Origin of the sequence: Citrobacter sp. 506 (assembly GCF_050434985.1) — a bacterium.
Lineage (GTDB): Bacteria > Pseudomonadota > Gammaproteobacteria > Enterobacterales > Enterobacteriaceae > Citrobacter > Citrobacter braakii.
In genome coordinates this window covers 396,939-415,050 of record NZ_JBNDJN010000003.1, presented here as the reverse complement: position 1 = coordinate 415,050, position 18,112 = coordinate 396,939, and the positions used below count along the sequence as shown (strand labels likewise).

At 54.8% G+C, this 18,112-nt stretch carries 16 protein-coding genes; 12 read left to right on the top strand and 4 right to left on the bottom strand.

Annotation, left to right across the window (positions count from 1 at the left end):
* Window positions 1-267 precede the first annotated feature (267 nt).
* The 5 genes from leuL (at window position 268) to leuD (ending at window position 5,126) form a co-directional block, all read left to right on the top strand.
* Window positions 268-354, top strand: a complete 87-nt coding sequence (gene leuL / locus ABIE10_RS14915) for a leu operon leader peptide (protein WP_049269161.1) — start codon at window positions 268-270, stop codon at window positions 352-354.
* 90 nt (window positions 355-444) lie between these two features.
* Entirely contained in the window at window positions 445-2,016 is a 1,572-nt protein-coding gene (gene leuA / locus ABIE10_RS14910) for a 2-isopropylmalate synthase (protein WP_016151686.1), read from the top strand.
* A complete protein-coding gene (leuB, locus tag ABIE10_RS14905) occupies window positions 2,016-3,107 on the top strand; it encodes a 3-isopropylmalate dehydrogenase (protein WP_181221202.1) in 1,092 nt (363 codons plus the stop codon). Before leuA ends, leuB begins: the two co-directional genes overlap by 1 nt.
* 2 nt (window positions 3,108-3,109) lie before the next feature.
* The gene (leuC, locus tag ABIE10_RS14900; protein WP_047498383.1) at window positions 3,110-4,510 is read left to right on the top strand and encodes a 3-isopropylmalate dehydratase large subunit; all 1,401 of its coding nucleotides are present in this window, start codon (window positions 3,110-3,112) and stop codon (window positions 4,508-4,510) included.
* A 10-nt stretch (window positions 4,511-4,520) separates the two neighbouring features.
* On the top strand, window positions 4,521-5,126 hold the full coding sequence (gene leuD / locus ABIE10_RS14895) for a 3-isopropylmalate dehydratase small subunit (protein WP_016151683.1): 606 nt from the start codon (window positions 4,521-4,523) through the stop codon (window positions 5,124-5,126).
* A 45-nt stretch (window positions 5,127-5,171) separates the two neighbouring features.
* Here the strand turns inward: leuD and ABIE10_RS14890 are convergent, their stop codons facing one another.
* Together ABIE10_RS14890 and sgrT are read right to left on the bottom strand one after the other, a co-directional pair.
* Complete coding sequence (locus ABIE10_RS14890; protein ID WP_429156173.1) at window positions 5,172-6,350, bottom strand: sugar efflux transporter; 1,179 nt, start codon at window positions 6,348-6,350, stop codon at window positions 5,172-5,174.
* A 115-nt stretch (window positions 6,351-6,465) separates the two neighbouring features.
* A complete protein-coding gene (gene sgrT / locus ABIE10_RS14885) occupies window positions 6,466-6,588 on the bottom strand; it encodes a glucose uptake inhibitor SgrT (RefSeq protein ID WP_047498374.1) in 123 nt (40 codons plus the stop codon).
* A 99-nt stretch (window positions 6,589-6,687) separates the two neighbouring features.
* Here sgrT and sgrR point away from each other — a divergent pair, with 99 nt between their 5' ends.
* From sgrR to thiQ, 4 genes are all read left to right on the top strand, one after another.
* Window positions 6,688-8,343, top strand: coding sequence for an HTH-type transcriptional regulator SgrR (sgrR, locus tag ABIE10_RS14880; RefSeq protein ID WP_016155682.1), 1,656 nt, complete (start codon window positions 6,688-6,690; stop codon window positions 8,341-8,343).
* A gap of 375 nt (window positions 8,344-8,718) precedes the next feature.
* Window positions 8,719-9,702, top strand: coding sequence for a thiamine ABC transporter substrate binding subunit (gene thiB / locus ABIE10_RS14875; RefSeq protein ID WP_429156170.1), 984 nt, complete (start codon window positions 8,719-8,721; stop codon window positions 9,700-9,702).
* Window positions 9,678-11,288, top strand: coding sequence for a thiamine/thiamine pyrophosphate ABC transporter permease ThiP (gene thiP, locus ABIE10_RS14870; RefSeq protein WP_429156168.1), 1,611 nt, complete (start codon window positions 9,678-9,680; stop codon window positions 11,286-11,288). Before thiB ends, thiP begins: the two co-directional genes overlap by 25 nt.
* On the top strand, window positions 11,272-11,973 hold the full coding sequence (gene thiQ, locus ABIE10_RS14865; RefSeq protein WP_429156166.1) for a thiamine ABC transporter ATP-binding protein ThiQ: 702 nt from the start codon (window positions 11,272-11,274) through the stop codon (window positions 11,971-11,973). The genes thiP and thiQ overlap by 17 nt, the downstream gene beginning before the upstream one ends.
* A gap of 49 nt (window positions 11,974-12,022) precedes the next feature.
* Here thiQ and ABIE10_RS14860 read toward each other — a convergent pair whose 3' ends face one another.
* Complete coding sequence (locus tag ABIE10_RS14860; RefSeq protein WP_016155679.1) at window positions 12,023-12,790, bottom strand: DedA family protein; 768 nt, start codon at window positions 12,788-12,790, stop codon at window positions 12,023-12,025.
* A 119-nt stretch (window positions 12,791-12,909) separates the two neighbouring features.
* A complete protein-coding gene (araC, locus tag ABIE10_RS14855; protein ID WP_003018834.1) occupies window positions 12,910-13,755 on the bottom strand; it encodes an arabinose operon transcriptional regulator AraC in 846 nt (281 codons plus the stop codon).
* A 339-nt stretch (window positions 13,756-14,094) separates the two neighbouring features.
* On the opposite strand from araC, the gene araB reads away from it, so the two are divergent.
* The 3 genes from araB to araD are packed head-to-tail and all read left to right on the top strand — an operon-like array spanning window position 14,095 to window position 18,070.
* On the top strand, window positions 14,095-15,804 hold the full coding sequence (gene araB, locus ABIE10_RS14850; protein WP_016151675.1) for a ribulokinase: 1,710 nt from the start codon (window positions 14,095-14,097) through the stop codon (window positions 15,802-15,804).
* A gap of 10 nt (window positions 15,805-15,814) precedes the next feature.
* Complete coding sequence (gene araA / locus ABIE10_RS14845; protein ID WP_016155678.1) at window positions 15,815-17,317, top strand: L-arabinose isomerase; 1,503 nt, start codon at window positions 15,815-15,817, stop codon at window positions 17,315-17,317.
* Window positions 17,318-17,374: 57 nt separating this feature from the next.
* Complete coding sequence (gene araD / locus ABIE10_RS14840; protein ID WP_103766839.1) at window positions 17,375-18,070, top strand: L-ribulose-5-phosphate 4-epimerase; 696 nt, start codon at window positions 17,375-17,377, stop codon at window positions 18,068-18,070.
* The last annotated feature ends 42 nt before the right edge of the window (window positions 18,071-18,112 follow it).

Genomic DNA, 18,112 nt, shown 5'->3' with positions numbered 1-18,112 from the left:
AAAGATATGGAATCCCAAACGAGGCGTTATCTTCAGTTCTTCGTGACCATAAATGCAAATAAATATGCTTAAATATGTCAAACCGTGAAAAACATGTTCAACGATCAGATGATTAATTTAATATACCCTGAGAAATTCAGCACAATTCGCTTAAGTTTATCATAAACTCCCCCCCCTTAACGGGAGCATTTGCAGGGAATGGGGTTGACATCAGTCTTCATATCCAGTACCACTAAAAGCATATCGCATTCGCCTGGAGCTTGATTGATGACTTACATTGCTCGTTTTATCGGTCTACTACTACTAAACGCATTCTCATTGCGCGGTAGACTGGTGGACGACATTCAGCATTAAGTCAGCTCCAGTTAAGACAAAAAACCCGCGCCGTTGCGCGGGTTTTTTTATGCTCGAAGCAAGGCGCCCTAAAGACCAAGGACCTAAACCATGAGCCAGCAAGTCATTATTTTCGATACCACCTTACGTGACGGTGAACAGGCGTTACAGGCGAGCCTGAGTGTGAAAGAAAAACTGCAGATTGCGCTGGCCCTCGAGCGTATGGGCGTTGACGTGATGGAGGTCGGTTTTCCGGTCTCTTCACCGGGTGACTTTGAGTCCGTACAAACCATCGCTCGTCAGGTGAAGAACAGCCGCGTTTGCGCCTTAGCCCGCTGCGTAGAAAAAGATATCGACGTTGCCGCAGAATCTCTGAAGGTCGCTGAGGCCTTCCGCATTCATACGTTCATCGCCACCTCGCCGATGCATATCGCGACGAAACTGCGCAGCACGTTGGATGAAGTGATCGAGCGAGCAGTCTACATGGTGAAGCGTGCGCGTAATTATACGGATGACGTGGAGTTCTCATGCGAGGATGCTGGCCGTACCCCTATTGCCGATCTGGCCCGCGTGGTCGAAGCCGCGATTAATGCGGGTGCCAAAACTATCAATATCCCCGATACCGTTGGCTACACCATGCCTTTCGAATTCGGAGCAATCATTTCTGGTCTGTATGAACGCGTACCGAATATCGATAAAGCCATCATCTCCGTGCACACCCATGATGATTTAGGTCTGGGCGTTGGCAACGCGTTGGCGGCCGTCCACGCCGGTGCTCGCCAGGTGGAAGGCGCGATGAACGGTATCGGCGAACGCGCCGGTAACTGCTCACTGGAAGAAGTGATCATGGCGATCAAAGTGCGCAAAGATATCCTGAACGTACAGACCCGCATTAATCACCAGGAAATCTGGCGTACCAGTCAGTTAGTCAGCCAAATCTGCAACATGCCCATTCCGGCCAACAAAGCCATTGTCGGTAGCGGCGCCTTTGCCCACTCCTCTGGCATCCATCAGGACGGCGTACTGAAAAATCGTGAAAACTACGAAATCATGACGCCTGAATCCATCGGTCTGAACCAGGTGCAGTTGAACCTGACTTCCCGTTCCGGACGCGCCGCGGTGAAACACCGTATGGACGAGATGGGATATAAAGAGAACGAATACAACCTGGACAACCTGTACGACGCATTCCTGAAGCTGGCGGATAAAAAAGGTCAGGTATTTGATTACGACCTGGAAGCGCTGGCCTTTATTAATAAACAGCAGGAAGAGCCGGAGCATTTCCGTCTGGATTACTTCAGCGTGCAGTCCGGCTCAAATGACATCGCCACCGCCTCCGTCAAGCTGGCCTGCGGTGAAGAAGTCAAAGCCGAAGCGGCGAACGGTAACGGTCCGGTCGATGCCATTTATCAGGCCATCAACCGTGTGACCGAGTACAACATCGAACTGGTGAAATACAGCCTGACCGCCAAAGGGCACGGTAAAGATGCGCTGGGCCAGGTGGATATCGTTGCTAATTATAACGGTCGCCGCTTCCACGGCGTCGGTCTGGCAACAGATATCGTCGAATCGTCCGCGAAAGCGATGGTTCATGTGCTGAACAACATTTGGCGCGCCGAAGAAGTCGAAAAAGAATTGCAACGCAAAGCTCAGAACAACGAGAACAACAAGGAAACCGTGTGATGTCGAAGAATTATCATATTGCTGTTTTGCCGGGCGACGGTATTGGCCCGGAAGTGATGGCGCAAGCCCTGAAGGTACTGGACGCAATCCGCAACCGTTTTAACATGCGCATTACCACCAGCCACTACGACGTGGGGGGGGCCGCTATCGATAACCATGGTCAGCCGCTGCCGCCAGCGACGGTTGAAGGCTGTGAGCAAGCTGACGCCATTCTGTTTGGCTCCGTTGGCGGTCCGAAATGGGAAAATCTGCCACCCAATCAGCAGCCTGAACGCGGCGCGCTGCTGCCGTTGCGTAAACACTTCAAATTATTCAGCAACCTGCGCCCGGCTAAGCTGTACCAGGGGCTGGAAGCATTTTGCCCTCTGCGCGCAGATATTGCCGCGAACGGTTTCGACATCCTGTGCGTGCGCGAACTGACCGGCGGTATCTACTTCGGTCAGCCAAAAGGCCGCGAAGGCAGCGGACAACATGAAAAAGCCTTTGATACCGAGGTTTATCACCGTTTCGAGATCGAGCGTATCGCACGTATCGCGTTTGAATCTGCTCGCCAGCGTCGCCGCAAAGTCACGTCGATTGATAAAGCCAACGTACTGCAAACGTCTATTCTGTGGCGCCAAATCGTCAATGAAATTGCTAATGAATATCCGGACGTTGAGCTGGCGCATATGTACATCGACAACGCGACGATGCAGTTGATCAAAGATCCATCCCAGTTCGACGTGCTGCTATGCTCCAACTTGTTTGGCGACATTCTGTCTGACGAATGCGCCATGATCACCGGATCAATGGGGATGTTACCGTCCGCCAGCCTGAATGAGCAGGGCTTTGGTCTGTACGAGCCCGCTGGCGGCTCCGCTCCGGATATCGCCGGGAAAAACATTGCTAACCCTATCGCCCAAATCCTTTCGCTGGCGCTGCTGCTGCGCTACAGCCTGGACACCAATGATGCGGCAACCGCAATTGAGAGCGCCATCAACCGCGCATTAGAAGAAGGCATTCGCACCGGTGACTTAGCCCGTGGCGCTGCCGCAGTCGGTACCGATGAAATGGGTGACATTATTGCCCGTTACGTCGCAGAAGGGGTGTAATCATGGCCAAAACGTTATACGAAAAATTGTTCGATGCGCACGTCGTCTACGAAGCGCAAAACGAAACCCCGCTGTTGTATATCGACAGACATCTGGTGCATGAAGTGACCTCTCCGCAGGCGTTTGATGGCCTGCGTGCGCATGGCCGTCAGGTGCGCCAGCCGGGTAAAACCTTTGCCACCATGGACCATAACGTCTCCACGCAAACCAAAGACATTAACGCTTCCGGCGAAATGGCGCGCATTCAGATGCAGGAATTGATCAAAAACTGCAATGAGTTTGGCGTCGAACTGTACGACCTGAACCACCCGTATCAGGGGATCGTTCACGTGATGGGGCCTGAGCAAGGCGTAACGTTGCCGGGTATGACCATCGTTTGCGGCGACTCCCACACCGCCACACACGGCGCGTTTGGCGCGCTGGCCTTTGGTATTGGCACCTCTGAAGTTGAACACGTTCTGGCGACGCAGACCCTGAAACAGGGGCGTGCCAAAACTATGAAGATTGAAGTTAACGGCGCGGCAGCACCTGGCATTACCGCCAAAGATATCGTGCTGGCGATTATCGGTAAAACCGGTAGTGCAGGCGGTACCGGGCACGTCGTTGAATTTTGTGGCGAAGCCATCCGTGCGCTGAGCATGGAAGGTCGTATGACCCTGTGCAACATGGCCATTGAAATGGGCGCCAAAGCGGGTCTGGTCGCACCGGATGAAACCACCTTTAACTATGTGCAGGGGCGTTTACACGCACCGAAGGGTGAGGATTTTACCAACGCGGTTGCGTACTGGAAAACGCTGAAAACCGACGACAACGCGACGTTTGATACCGTCGTTACCCTGCAGGCAGAAGAAATCGCACCGCAGGTCACTTGGGGTACGAACCCGGGTCAGGTCATCTCGGTGAACGATAATATTCCCGACCCGGCGTCATTTTCCGATCCCGTTGAGCGCGCATCGGCTGAAAAAGCGCTGGCATATATGGGGCTGAAACCGGGTATTCCGTTAACAGAAGTGGCTATTGATAAAGTGTTTATCGGTTCCTGTACCAACTCGCGTATTGAAGATTTACGCGCTGCGGCCCAAATCGCCAAAGGGCGCAAAGTTGCGCCAGGCGTACAGGCGCTGGTTGTGCCGGGTTCTGGTCCGGTGAAAGCGCAGGCTGAAGCGGAAGGTCTGGACAAGATCTTCATCGAAGCCGGGTTTGAATGGCGTTTACCGGGCTGTTCCATGTGTCTGGCCATGAACAATGACCGCCTGAACCCAGGCGAGCGCTGTGCATCCACCAGCAACCGTAACTTTGAAGGCCGCCAGGGCCGCGGTGGTCGCACGCACTTAGTCAGCCCGGCCATGGCCGCCGCTGCCGCCGTTACCGGTCATTTTGCCGACATTCGCAGCATCAAATAAGGAAACTACCATGGCAGAGAAATTTACCCAACATACCGGCCTGGTTGTCCCACTGGATGCCGCCAACGTGGATACCGACGCGATTATTCCCAAACAGTTTTTGCAGAAGGTTACGCGCACCGGTTTTGGCGCTCATCTGTTTAACGACTGGCGTTTTCTGGATGAAAAAGGGCAACAGCCTAACCCAGAGTTCGTACTGAACTTCCCGGAATATAAAGGCGCGTCAATTCTGCTGGCGCGGGAAAACTTTGGCTGCGGCTCTTCCCGTGAACATGCGCCATGGGCGCTGACCGATTACGGCTTTAAAGTAGTGATCGCGCCAAGCTTCGCTGACATTTTCTACGGCAACAGCTTCAATAACCAACTGCTGCCGGTGACCCTGAGCGACGCGCAGGTAGATGAAATGTTCGCCCTGGTGAAAGCCAATCCGGGCATTAAATTTGAAGTGGATCTGGAAGCGCAGGTGGTGAAAGCGGGCGATAAGTCCTACAGCTTTAAAATCGACGACTTCCGCCGCCACTGCATGCTGAACGGTCTGGACAGCATCGGGCTGACGCTGCAGCATGAAGCAGCCATCACCGAGTACGAAGACAAGCAGCCAGCGTTTATGCGCTAGTCCTTGTGGTGCCGGATAAGCGCAGCGCATCCGGCACGCCAAAAATCAAACGTCCTTCACCCGCCCGGTCATCACCAGCGTGACCACAGAAATCGCCGCAATCACCCAATAGACGGCAAAGTGACCGTAGCTTTGCGCAATAGCCCCCTGAATCACTCCCGCGAGAATGACCCCCGTTGAAATACTGTTGGTAAATAATGTGGTCGCTGACCCCGCACGCCCGGGCATAAGATCCTGAAACCACAGCATTCCTATCCCGGCGATGATACCGATAAATACTGCATTAAATAATTGCAGCACCAGCAGCGCCGTGCGGCTGTGAAAGAAGATCAAACCAAGATAAAACAGTACGCCCGCCGCGACGGCCGCGATCATCATTCGCCGTTTGCCAAAGCGCTTCACATAGTAGCCCGCCAGGATCATCGCCGGAATTTCCAGCCCAGCCGCCGTCCCCATCAGGAGCCCGGCCAGCTTGTCCGGTAACCCCAGCTCAAGGCTTATCCACAGCGGCATATCGATGATGTACATGGTATTGCAGGTCCACATCAGCGTGGAGGCAATAAACAACATGCGCACATTTTTGTCCTGCCAACCGCCAGTCTGTTCCAGCGGTACGTCAACAGGTTGCTCCACCCGTGTGACTGACGGCAGTATCAGCGCAATCAGCACCAGGCTAATGGCGAAAATCCCTGCGGCAATGGAAAACATCGCCGTAAAGCCGTAATTCAGCGCCAGCATGAAGGCCAGCGGCGGTCCAATTACCCAGGCCAGCGAAAGCTGCGCACGCATCACCGAGCTAAACATCACCACTTCACGCGCGGAGTTATCAGCGTATTCCCGCGCCAGCGCAAACAGCTGCGGCATGGCAGTATTCGCCAGCGAGGCCAGCAGCACACCGCAGGTGATAAGCGTAAGATAGTGACGATTAAACGCAAACAGCAGCGCGTTTCCAATTGCCATCAGGCAGCAAAACATGATCAGCTTGCGCCTGTCGCCCTGGCTGTCGGATCGTTTCGCGAGGGCAAGGCTGACAACGATCCCGACAATCGCATTGACGGTATAAAACAGCCCGACCCAAAACGGCTGCGCCCCGACTTCACGGCTCAGGAACAAGCTCAGCGTGGGTGCCTGCAACGCACCTGCTACGCCCATCATAAAAGCAACCAGCATAAATGCCGCGTAAACGCCGTTGAGGCGCCGTCCCATGGTCATAATCCAGAGCATTACAGTTCCTTTTAGCGCAGCAGAAACAAAAAAAGCCAGCAGTGATTATCTGCTGGCGCGGCGATTAACACCAATACTCAGTCACACATGATGTCTGCAATTCCCAATTCAGGAGTCAGGTTGTCACCTCCCACTGCATCAGTTCTTCGAGCATCTTTAAGCGCTGCGGTGCGCTCAGGCAAGCCAACCAGGACGATGTTTCTGTCGCGGTAAAGTATTTCAACCAGAACTGACGCATAGATGACCCCTTCGTTGTCTCATCGCTTCATCGGAATCTATTATTGGCTTAATATAGGGATAATAAAATTGCTGAGTTTTTCGCAGGAGTTCCCCTTTTATGTCTTCTGGTCGTCTGCAACAACAGTTCATCCGTCTGTGGCAATGCTGTGACGGCAAAACGCAAGACACGACGCTGAACGAGCTAGCGGAGCTGCTGAGTTGTTCGCGCCGCCATATGCGTACCCTGCTCAATACCATGCAAGAACGCGGCTGGTTAACGTGGGAAGCCGAAGTGGGGCGAGGTAAACGCTCGCGCCTGACTTTCCTCTATACCGGGCTGGCACTCCAGCAGCAGCGGGCAGAAGACCTGCTGGAACAGGATCGCATCGATCAACTGGTGCAGCTGGTCGGTGACAAAACGGCCGTACGACAGATGCTGGTTTCTCACCTGGGGCGCAGTTTTCGCCAGGGGCGGCACATCATGCGCGTTCTCTATTATCGTCCCATGCACAACCTGCTTCCCGGTACGGCGCTACGCCGTTCAGAAACTCATATCGCCCGGCAAATCTTCAGCGCCTTAATTCGGGTAAATGAGGAAAATGGGGAACTGGAAGCGGACATCGCCCATCACTGGCAGCAGATTTCACCTTTACACTGGCGATTCTTCCTGCGTCCGGGGATTCATTTTCATCATGGCCGCGAACTGGAAATGGAAGATGTCATCACCTCGCTGATGCGCATTAACGCCCTGCCGCTGTACTCGCACATCACGCAGATCGTTTCTCCCACGGCCTGGACGCTGGATATCCATCTCGCCCAACCCGACCGCTGGCTTCCCTGGCTATTGGGGCAAGTCCCCGCCATGATCCTGCCGCGAGAATGGGAGACGCTCAGCAACTTCTCCAGCCACCCAATTGGTACTGGTCCCTATGCGGTGATGCGCAATACCAATAACCAACTGAAAATTCATGCATTTGATGATTATTTTGGCTACCGGGCGCTGATCGACGAAGTTAACGTTTGGGTGTTACCCGATATCGGCGAAGAGCCTGGCGGTGGGTTGACGCTAAAAGGCCCCACGGAGGATGAAAAGGCGATCGAAAGCCGCCTCGAGGAAGGTTGCTACTACCTGCTGTTTGATGCGCGCACCCACCGTGGCGCTAATCAGGAGGTTCGCGATTGGGTTAGCCGCGTTCTTTCGCCAACCCATCTCATCTGCCACGCCGACGAACAGTTTCAGCGACTGTGGTTTCCCGCCTACGGTTTGCTCCCCCGCTGGCACCATGCCAAACCCGGCCATGGTGAAAAACCCGCCGGACTGGAAACGCTGACGATTACCTACTATCGCGATCACATCGAACATCGGATTATCGCGCAGATCATGAAGACGTTGCTGGCAGAGCATCAGGTACAGTTAAATATTCAGGAGATCGACTACGATCAATGGCATGCGGGTGAAATTGTCAGCGATATCTGGCTCAACAGCGCCAACTTTACCCTACCGCTGGATTTCTCGCTGTTCGCCCATTTGTGCGAAGTCCCGTTGCTGCAAAACTGTATCTCGCGGGACTGGGAAAACGATGCGGCCCGCTGGCGAACGGGCGAAATGAGCCTGGCGGCATGGTGCCAACAGCTGCTCGCCACAAAGGCCATTGTGCCGCTGATCCACCACTGGCTCATCATTCAAGGACAGCGCAGTATGCGCGGATTACGCATGAACACCCTCGGCTGGTTTGATTTTAAATCAGCGTGGTTTGCACCACCGGATCCTTAGATCCGGCTCTTGATTGCCGCATAGCAACAAAATCATTACACTAACGCCGTTCTCAACGGGGTGCTAAATAAAAACATACACAAAATCATTCACGCTGCATCAAGGCGGCAAGCGAGTGAGTCCCCAGGAGCATAGATAACTATGTGACTGGGGTGAGCGACAAATCTGCCGGGAGCAGATTTGAACGCTGCTTGCAGCGGCCCCGAAGGGGCGAGGCCCGGAGATGGGCCGAGTAACGCAGCCAACACAGAGGCAGCGTGAATGATGAAGTGTATGGGCTGAGAGATACCCGTCGAACCTGATCCGGATAATGCCGGCGAAGGGATTTGAGGCTGCAACTCAAGTCCTTTGCCACCCAACTTTATGAGGTGCAAAGTGTTTAAAAAATGTCTTCCGCTTTTACTGCTGTGCGCAGCGCCTGCTTTCGCCAAACCTGTACTGACCGTTTATACCTACGACTCGTTCGCAGCTGACTGGGGCCCGGGCCCGACAATAAAAAAAGCCTTTGAAGCTGACTGCAACTGTGAACTGAAACTGGTCGCGCTGGAAGATGGCGTCTCGCTGCTTAACCGCCTGCGCATGGAAGGAAAAAACAGTAAAGCTGACGTCGTACTGGGCCTCGATAACAACCTTCTGGAAGCCGCCACCCAAACCAAACTGTTTACCAAAAGCGGTGTAGCAAGTGAAGCCGTAAACGTGCCCGGCGGCTGGAAAAACGATACCTTCGTTCCGTTTGATTACGGCTATTTCGCCTTCGTTTATGATAAGAACAAGCTGAAGAATCCGCCCAAAAGCCTGAAAGAACTGGTAGAGAGCGATCAAAAATGGCGCGTCATTTATCAGGACCCGCGTACCAGCACGCCGGGGCTGGGCCTGCTGCTATGGATGCAGAAAGTCTATGGCGATAAGGCGCCGGAGGCCTGGCGCGCGCTTTCGGCAAAAACCGTCACGGTCACCAAGGGCTGGAGTGAAGCCTACGGCCTGTTCCTGAAAGGCGAAAGCGACCTGGTACTCAGCTACACCACCTCTCCGGCCTATCACATCATCGCCGAGAAAAAAGACAACTACGCCGCAGCCAACTTTAGCGAAGGCCACTATTTGCAGGTAGAAGTCGCCGCCCGTACTGCGGCCAGCAAACAGCCGGAACTGGCCGAGAAATTCCTCAAGTTTATGGTGTCTCCAGCCTTCCAGAATGCGATTCCGACCGGCAACTGGATGTATCCGGTAACCCAGGTCGCCCTACCGTCTGGATTCGAGCAACTGAATAAGCCAGCCACCGCGCTGGAATTTACGCCGCAGCAGGTTGCGGCTCAACGCCAGGCATGGATTAGCGAATGGCAACGCGCCGTCAGCCGTTAATTCCCGGCTGGCTGGTTCCAGGGCTTACCACCGCCACGCTGATGGTGGCCGTTGCCCTGGCCGCGTTTCTGGCGCTATGGTTTAACGCCCCACGGGGGGAGTGGCTCTCACTGTGGCAAGACGACTACCTGTGGCACGTGGTGCGTTTTTCTTTCTGGCAGGCTTTTTTATCCGCAGTGCTGTCGGTCATCCCGGCGATTTTCCTTGCCAGAGCGCTCTATCGCCGCCGTTTTCCAGGACGACTGGCGCTGCTGCGCCTGTGCGCGATGACGTTAATCCTGCCAGTGCTGGTCGCGGTCTTCGGTATTCTTAGCGTGTACGGTCGTCAGGGCTGGCTGGCCTCGATCTGGCATACATTCGGGCTGGAATGGACGTTTTCGCCGTACGGTCTGCAGGGCATTCTGCTGGCGCACGTCTTTTTCAATCTGCCGATGGCCAGTCGTCTGCTGTTGCAGTCGCTGGAGAATATTCCCGGCGAACAGCGACAGTTAGCCGCTCAGTTGGGTCTGCGCGGCTGGCATTTCTTCCGCTTTGTTGAATGGCCGTGGCTGCGTCGGCAAATCCTTCCCGTCGCGGCGCTCATCTTTATGCTCTGTTTCGCCAGCTTCGCCACCGTTTTGTCACTGGGCGGTGGACCGCAGGCCACAACCATCGAGCTGGCGATTTATCAGGCGCTGAACTTTGATTACGATCCCGCCCGCGCCGCCATGCTGGCGTTGATCCAGATGGTTTGTTGTTTAGCGCTGGTGCTCTTCAGCCAACGTCTGAGCCGCGCCATTGCCCCCAGTACCACGCTGGTTCAGGGCTGGCGCGATCCCGACGATCGTCTGCACAGCCGCCTGGCAGACGCACTGCTGATTATTCTGGCCCTGCTGCTACTGCTGCCGCCGCTGCTGGCGGTAATTGTCGATGGTTTTAACCGCCATATGCTGGATGTTCTTAAGCAACCTGTACTGTGGCACGCACTGGGAACCTCGCTGCGCATTGCGCTGGCGGCAGGTGCGTTGTGCGTAGTTCTCACCATGATGCTGTTATGGAGCAGTCGTGAACTGCGTGCCCGACAGCAGGTACTGGCAGGTCAGATGCTGGAACTTAGCGGCATGTTGATCCTCGCCATGCCGGGCATCGTGCTGGCAACCGGCTTCTTTCTGCTGCTCAATAACACCATTGGACTCCCCGAATCAGCCGACGGCATTGTCATTTTTACCAATGCGCTGATGGCGATCCCTTACGCGCTGAAGGTGCTGGAAAACCCAATGCGGGACGTCACCGCCCGCTACAGTATGTTGTGCCAGTCGTTGGGAATTGAGGGATGGTCGCGCCTGAAAGTGGTTGAACTGCGTGCCCTGAAGCGCCCGCTGGCGCAGGCGATGGCTTTTGCCTGCGTGCTGTCGATTGGCGATTTTGGCGTGGTCGCGCTATTTGGTAATGAGGATTTCCGCACCCTGCCGTTTTATTTATATCAGCAGATTGGCTCTTATCGCAGTCAGGATGGCGCAGTTACGGCGTTATTGCTGCTGATCCTGTGCTTTACGCTGTTTACCGTTATTGAGAAATTGCCGGGTCGAAATGTTAAAACTGATTGATATCACATGGCTTTATCACCATTTGCCGATGCGCTTTACGCTGTCGATCGCACGCGGTGAGCAGGTCGCGATCCTCGGGCCCAGCGGCGCCGGGAAAAGTACGCTGCTGAATCTGATCGCCGGCTTTCTCACGCCTGCCAGCGGTACCATGTTGATTAAAGGTGAAGATCACACCGCCACGCCGCCCTCACGTCGCCCTGTTTCGATGCTGTTTCAGGAAAATAACCTGTTCAGCCACCTGAGCGTGCAGCAAAACATCGGCCTGGGCCTTAACCCGGGATTGAAGCTGAACGCATCGCAGCGGGAGAAAATGCATCACATCGCCCAGCAAATGGGGATCGACTCACTGCTGGAGCGCCTCCCCGGTGAGCTTTCCGGCGGTCAGCGACAGCGCGTAGCGCTGGCGCGTTGCCTGGTGCGGGAACAACCCATTTTGCTGCTTGATGAACCGTTCTCTGCGCTCGATCCCGCCCTGCGCCAGGAGATGTTAACGCTGGTTGCCGAGGTCTGTCGCGATAAACAGCTTACGTTGCTGATGGTGTCCCACAGCGTAGAAGATGCGGCGCGAATTGCGTCCCGTTCGATTGTGGTCGCCGACGGGCGCATCGCCTGGCAGGGCAAAACGGATGAGTTATTAAGCGGTCAGGCCAGCGCCTCGACGCTCTTGGGCATCAAAGCCGAGTGATTGATTTCCCAGGCCGGATAAGCGTCAGCGCCATCCGGCAAAAGAATCGTCAGAAACCCACGACTTTACGCAGAATATCAATATACACCGGCATCAGCGGATGGCGCAGTAACGCCACCAGCGCAACCACGCCGATCCCAAGCGTCAACGGCGCCAGATACAGTAAACGGCTGCGGGGGAAATACGCGGTTAAGCGATCGACTGCCGCTTTGCCGCTACGCCACAGTCGCCAGCAAAACCAGCCCCCTACCCATAGCAACAGCGCCGTCGCCAGCAGCAACCATTTGAAATCCCCGCTCTGCATCTCAGAAGGAATATCAATTGCCGCCCCCGCCAGGATCCCCGGCAGGAAGTAGAACGGCGGCCACAGTATGCAACCAATAATATTCGGGACGATAAATTTAGCGACAGGCAGATCCAGCATGCCCGCCACCATTGGCACCAGCGGACGCGTCGGTCCCACAAAACGCCCCACCAGAATGGTAAACATGCTGTGCTGATGCAGCGCGTGCTCGGTTTTATCCAGCAACGCCTTGTTCTTTTTCATGAACGACCAACGGTGCAGCGGCTTTTTAAAGCGCCAGCCCAGCCAGAAAGAGATCCAGTCCCCTAACAGGCAACCAATGATGCCCGCAAGCCAGGCATGCCAGAAGTTCAGTTCGCCACTGCCAATCAGCGCCCCCAGTCCCGCCATCATCACGGTACCGGGCAGAATCAGGCCAACCAGCGCCAGTGACTCCAGAAAGGCCACCAGCAGTACGGCGATCAGGGAGTACAGGGCGGACTGAAGAATAAAGTGTTCCAGCAATGCTTGCATAATGTGTCCGTCAGATTTACGAAGCAGGGATTTTGATAACCCGTCTCAACTTCGTCAAGCCATCAATTGTCTGAATAGATTGCGAGTTATGACAACTTTCAGGACACATCATTCACTTTTTATTCACATCCGGCGCGAAACTCGCTCGGACTGGCACCGGTACATTTTTTGAAAACGCGAGAAAAATAGAGCTGATCGTCAAAGCCAACATTGCGCCCCACCGTAGCAATGGGCATACGAGTGGTACTCAGCAATAGCTTGGCCTGGCTGATACGCTGATCCTCGCGCCAGCTTAATACGCTGATACCCAACTGTTGACGGAACAGATGCGACAAACGGGAAGGCGACAGGCAGACGTGCTGTGCGACGCTGGCAATATCAAAATTACTGTCCGCCAGGTGATCGCTGATGTACTGGCAGGCGTCGCGCACGCGGTTGTCCATGGGGGGATGCAGCGATTCATTAATGGCTTCCATACGGCGGAGCAATAACTGTTCCAGTAAATTAATCGCCAGCAGTTCGGAATAGCGACCTTCTCCCTGCCCGGCGTTGATTATCTGCCCAAACAGTTCGTTAAAATGCGGCTGATGTGCTTCATCCGGACGAAAGAATCCAGTCTGGGCAAAAATGGCCGGCCAGGTCAGCCACTCCTGCCAGTAGGCGCGTGGGCGAAAGTAAACCCACTGGTGATACCACTCACTGGCATCAGGATGGCGTCCGTAGTGGTGAATTTCTCCGGGTGGAAACAGCAAAATATCGCCAGGCCGACAGACAAATTGTTTGCCCTGATTATTGATAACCCCTTCGCCACGGATAGTGAGATTGAGGATATAGCCCTTCATACCCAGCGGCCTGTCGATAAAAAAATCCAGGTATCCGTTCGCCTCGATGGGGGTTAATCCGGCCACCAAATGCGCGTTAAACGAATAGCCTGGCAGCAGGGGATCGTTTTGCGTTTCAGCCATAATTTCAATACTCCCTATGTTCTGCTAAGAAACAATTTGTCCATATTACGCCAGACATCATTGCCGTCGCCCCTGCGGGCCGCTGTGTTTGCGGTAATGGACCATCAACCCCGCTTGTGAAAAGCACTTTGTAAAAAATATGTACTGTGCCAACGTTAAAATCGGCTAACAAAAGTGTCTATAACTACGGCAGAAATGTCCACATTGATTATTTGCACGGCGTCACACTTTGTGATGCCACAGCATTTTAGTCCATAAGATTAGCGAATCCTGCCTGACGGTTTTTATCCCTACTAACTACTGTTTATCCATACCCGTATTTTTGGATGGAGTAAGACGATGGCGATTGCAATTGGCCTCGATTTTGGCAGTGATTCAGTACGCGCTTTGGCAGTGGAATGTGCCACCGGTGAAGAAATCGCCACCAGCGTAGAGTGGTATCCACGTTGGCAGGAAGGACAGTATTGCGATGGCCCAAACAACCAGTTTCGCCATCATCCACGCGACTACATTGAATCAATGGAAGCGGCGCTGAAAACCGTGCTGGCCGAACTGAGCGTTAAACAGCGTGCGGAAGTGGTCGGGATTGGCGTTGACAGCACCGGTTCAACCCCGGCCCCCATCGATGCCGACGGCAACGTACTGGCGTTGCGTCCGGAGTTCGCTGAAAACCCAAATGCAATGTTTGTCCTGTGGAAAGATCACACCTCAGTAGAAGAAGCTGAAGAAATTACCCGTCTGTGCCACACACCGGGCAAGATCGATTACTCCCGCTATATCGGCGGTATTTATTCCAGCGAATGGTTCTGGGCCAAAATCCTGCATGTGACCCGTCAGGACCACGCGGTTGCCGAGGCCGCGGTTTCGTGGATTGAACTGTGCGACTGGGTTCCGGCCCTGCTCTCTAATACCGTACGTCCACAGGATATTCGTCGCGGTCGCTGCAGCGCCGGGCATAAATCCCTGTGGCATGAAAGCTGGGGTGGTCTACCGCCAGCCAGTTTCTTTGACGAACTCGACCCCATCCTCAACCGCCATCTGCAATACCCGATGTTTACCGATACCTTCACAGCCGACCTGCCGGTTGGCACCCTGTGCGCCGAGTGGGCGCAGCGTCTGGGGCTACCGGAAAGCGTGGTGATTGCAGGCGGCGCTTTTGACTGCCACATGGGCGCGGTCGGCGCGGGCGCACAGCCCAATACGCTGGTGAAAGTCATTGGCACGTCGACCTGCGACATTCTGATTGCTGACAAACACAGCGTCGGCGAGCGCGCGGTGAAAGGCATTTGCGGCCAGGTTGATGGCAGCGTGGTGCCGCATTTTATTGGCCTCGAGGCAGGCCAGTCCGCGTTCGGCGATATCTATGCCTGGTTTAGCCGTGTGCTGAGCTGGCCGCTGGAGCAGCTTGCCGCGCAGCACCCGGAGCTGAAGACCCAGATTAAAGCCAGCCAAAAACAGCTGCTACCAGCGCTAACCGAAGCCTGGGCGAGAAATCCGTCGCTGGATCACCTGCCGGTGGTGCTCGACTGGTTCAACGGTCGCCGTACGCCCAATGCCAACCAGCGTCTGAAAGGAGTGATTACCGATCTGAATCTGGCAACCGACGCGCCAGCGCTATTCGGCGGTCTGATTGCCGCCACCGCCTTTGGTGCACGCGCCATCATGGAATGCTTCACCGAACAAGGCATTGCGGTTAACAACGTAATGGCGCTAGGCGGCATCGCCCGTAAAAACCCGGTCATCATGCAGGCCTGTTGTGACGTGCTCAACCGTCCGCTACAGATTGTCGCTTCAGACCAGTGCTGCGCACTCGGTGCGGCTATCTTTGCCGCCGTTGCCGCGAAAGTACACACCGATATCCCAGCCGCTCAGCAACAGATGGCAAGCGCCGTGGAAAACACGCTGCAACCTCGACCAGAGCAGGCTCAACGTTTTGAACAGCTTTACCGCCGCTACCAGCAGTGGGCGGTTAGCGCTGAACAACAATATCTTCCGACTGCCGCTCCGGCGCAACAAACCCCGGTAGACCAGGCAACCCTGACACATTAAGGACACGACAATGACGATTTTTGATAACTATGAAGTGTGGTTTGTGATTGGTAGCCAGCATCTGTATGGCCCTGAAACCCTGCGTCAGGTAACCCAACATGCCGAGCACGTCGTTAACGCGCTGAATACTGAAGCTAAACTGCCCTGCAAACTGGTTTTAAAACCGCTTGGTACTTCACCTGACGAGATTACCGCTATTTGTCGTGACGCTAACTACGACGATCGCTGCGCAGGTCTGGTGGTCTGGCTGCACACTTTCTCTCCGGCCAAAATGTGGATTAACGGTCTGACTATCCTCAACAAGCCGCTGATGCAATTCCATACCCAGTTCAACGCCGCCCTGCCGTGGGACAGCATTGATATGGACTTTATGAACCTGAACCAGACCGCGCACGGCGGCCGTGAATTCGGCTTCATCGGCGCACGTATGCGTCAGCAGCACGCCGTGGTCACCGGTCACTGGCAGGACAAACAAGCGCACGAACGCATCGGCTCCTGGATGCGCCAGGCCGTGTCCAAACAGGATACCCGCCATCTGAAAGTCTGCCGTTTTGGCGACAACATGCGTGAAGTCGCGGTCACCGATGGCGATAAAGTCGCTGCGCAGATCAAATTCGGCTTCTCGGTAAATACCTGGGCCGTAGGCGATCTGGTGCAGGTAGTGAACTCCATTAGCGACGGCGAAATCAACGCGCTAATCGATGAGTATGAAAGCACCTACACCATGACGGCGGCAACGCAAGTCCACGGTGAGAAACGTCAAAACGTACTGGAAGCGGCCCGTATTGAACTGGGGATGAAGCGCTTCCTGGAACAGGGCGGATTCCACGCCTTTACCACGACATTTGAAGATTTACACGGCCTGAAACAGCTCCCGGGTCTGGCCGTACAGCGTCTGATGCAGCAAGGCTACGGCTTTGCGGGCGAAGGCGACTGGAAAACCGCCGCTCTGCTTCGCATCATGAAGGTGATGTCAACCGGTCTGCAGGGCGGCACCTCATTTATGGAGGATTACACCTACCACTTCGAGAAAGGCAACGATCTGGTGCTCGGCTCGCACATGCTGGAAGTGTGCCCGTCTATCGCGGTGGAAGATAAACCGATCCTCGACGTTCAGCATCTCGGCATTGGTGGTAAAGACGATCCCGCTCGTCTGATCTTCAACACCAAAACTGGCCCGGCAGTCGTTGCCAGCCTGATCGATCTTGGCGATCGCTATCGCCTGTTGGTTAACTGCATCGACACGGTTCAAACACCGCACTCCCTGCCGAAACTGCCGGTGGCTAACGCATTGTGGAAAGCCCAGCCTGATCTGCCAACCGCCTCTGAAGCTTGGATCCTGGCCGGTGGCGCGCACCACACCGTCTTCAGCCACGCGCTGGATCTAAACGATATGCGCCAGTTCGCTGAAATGCACGATATCGAGATCGCCGTGATCGACAACGATACCCGCCTGCCGGCCTTTAAGGACGCGCTGCGCTGGAACGACGTCTATTACGGTTTTAAACGTTAATTATGTTGTTGCCGGATGGCTCTGCGTTTGCCCGCCATCCGGCACAGAGGAATCAACATGTTAGAAGATCTCAAACGTCAGGTGCTGGAAGCCAATCTGGCGTTGCCTAAGCACCACCTGGTTACCTTGACCTGGGGGAACGTGAGTGCCGTCGACCGCGAGCGCGGCGTGTTTGTGATTAAACCATCCGGGGTCGATTACAGCGTTATGACCGCAGAAGATATGGTCGTAGTCAGTATCGCCACCGGTGAGGTTATAGAAGGTACGAAGAAACCCTCCTCCGATACCCCAACGCACCGTCTGCTGTATCAGGCATTCCCGACCATTGGTGGCATTGTTCATACCCATTCGCGTCATGCGACCATCTGGGCGCAGGCGGGCCAGTCGATTCCAGCCACGGGTACCACTCATGCGGACTATTTCTACGGATCGATTCCCTGCACACGGAAAATGACCGAGGAAGAAATCAACGGCGAATATGAGTGGGAAACCGGTAACGTGATCGTTGAAACCTTTGAGAAACAAGGCATTGACGCTTCGCAGATGCCTGGCGTGCTGGTGCACTCTCACGGTCCGTTTGCCTGGGGAAAAAACGCCGAAGATGCGGTACACAACGCCATCGTGCTGGAAGAAGTCGCCTACATGGGGATCTTCTGTCGCCAGCTCGCGCCGCAATTGCCGGATATGCAGCAAACCCTGTTAGATAAACACTACCTGCGTAAACACGGCGCAAAAGCCTACTACGGCCAGTGAAAACAATCTGAGCGCGCCCGAAATCTCGGTGGCGCGCTCTCT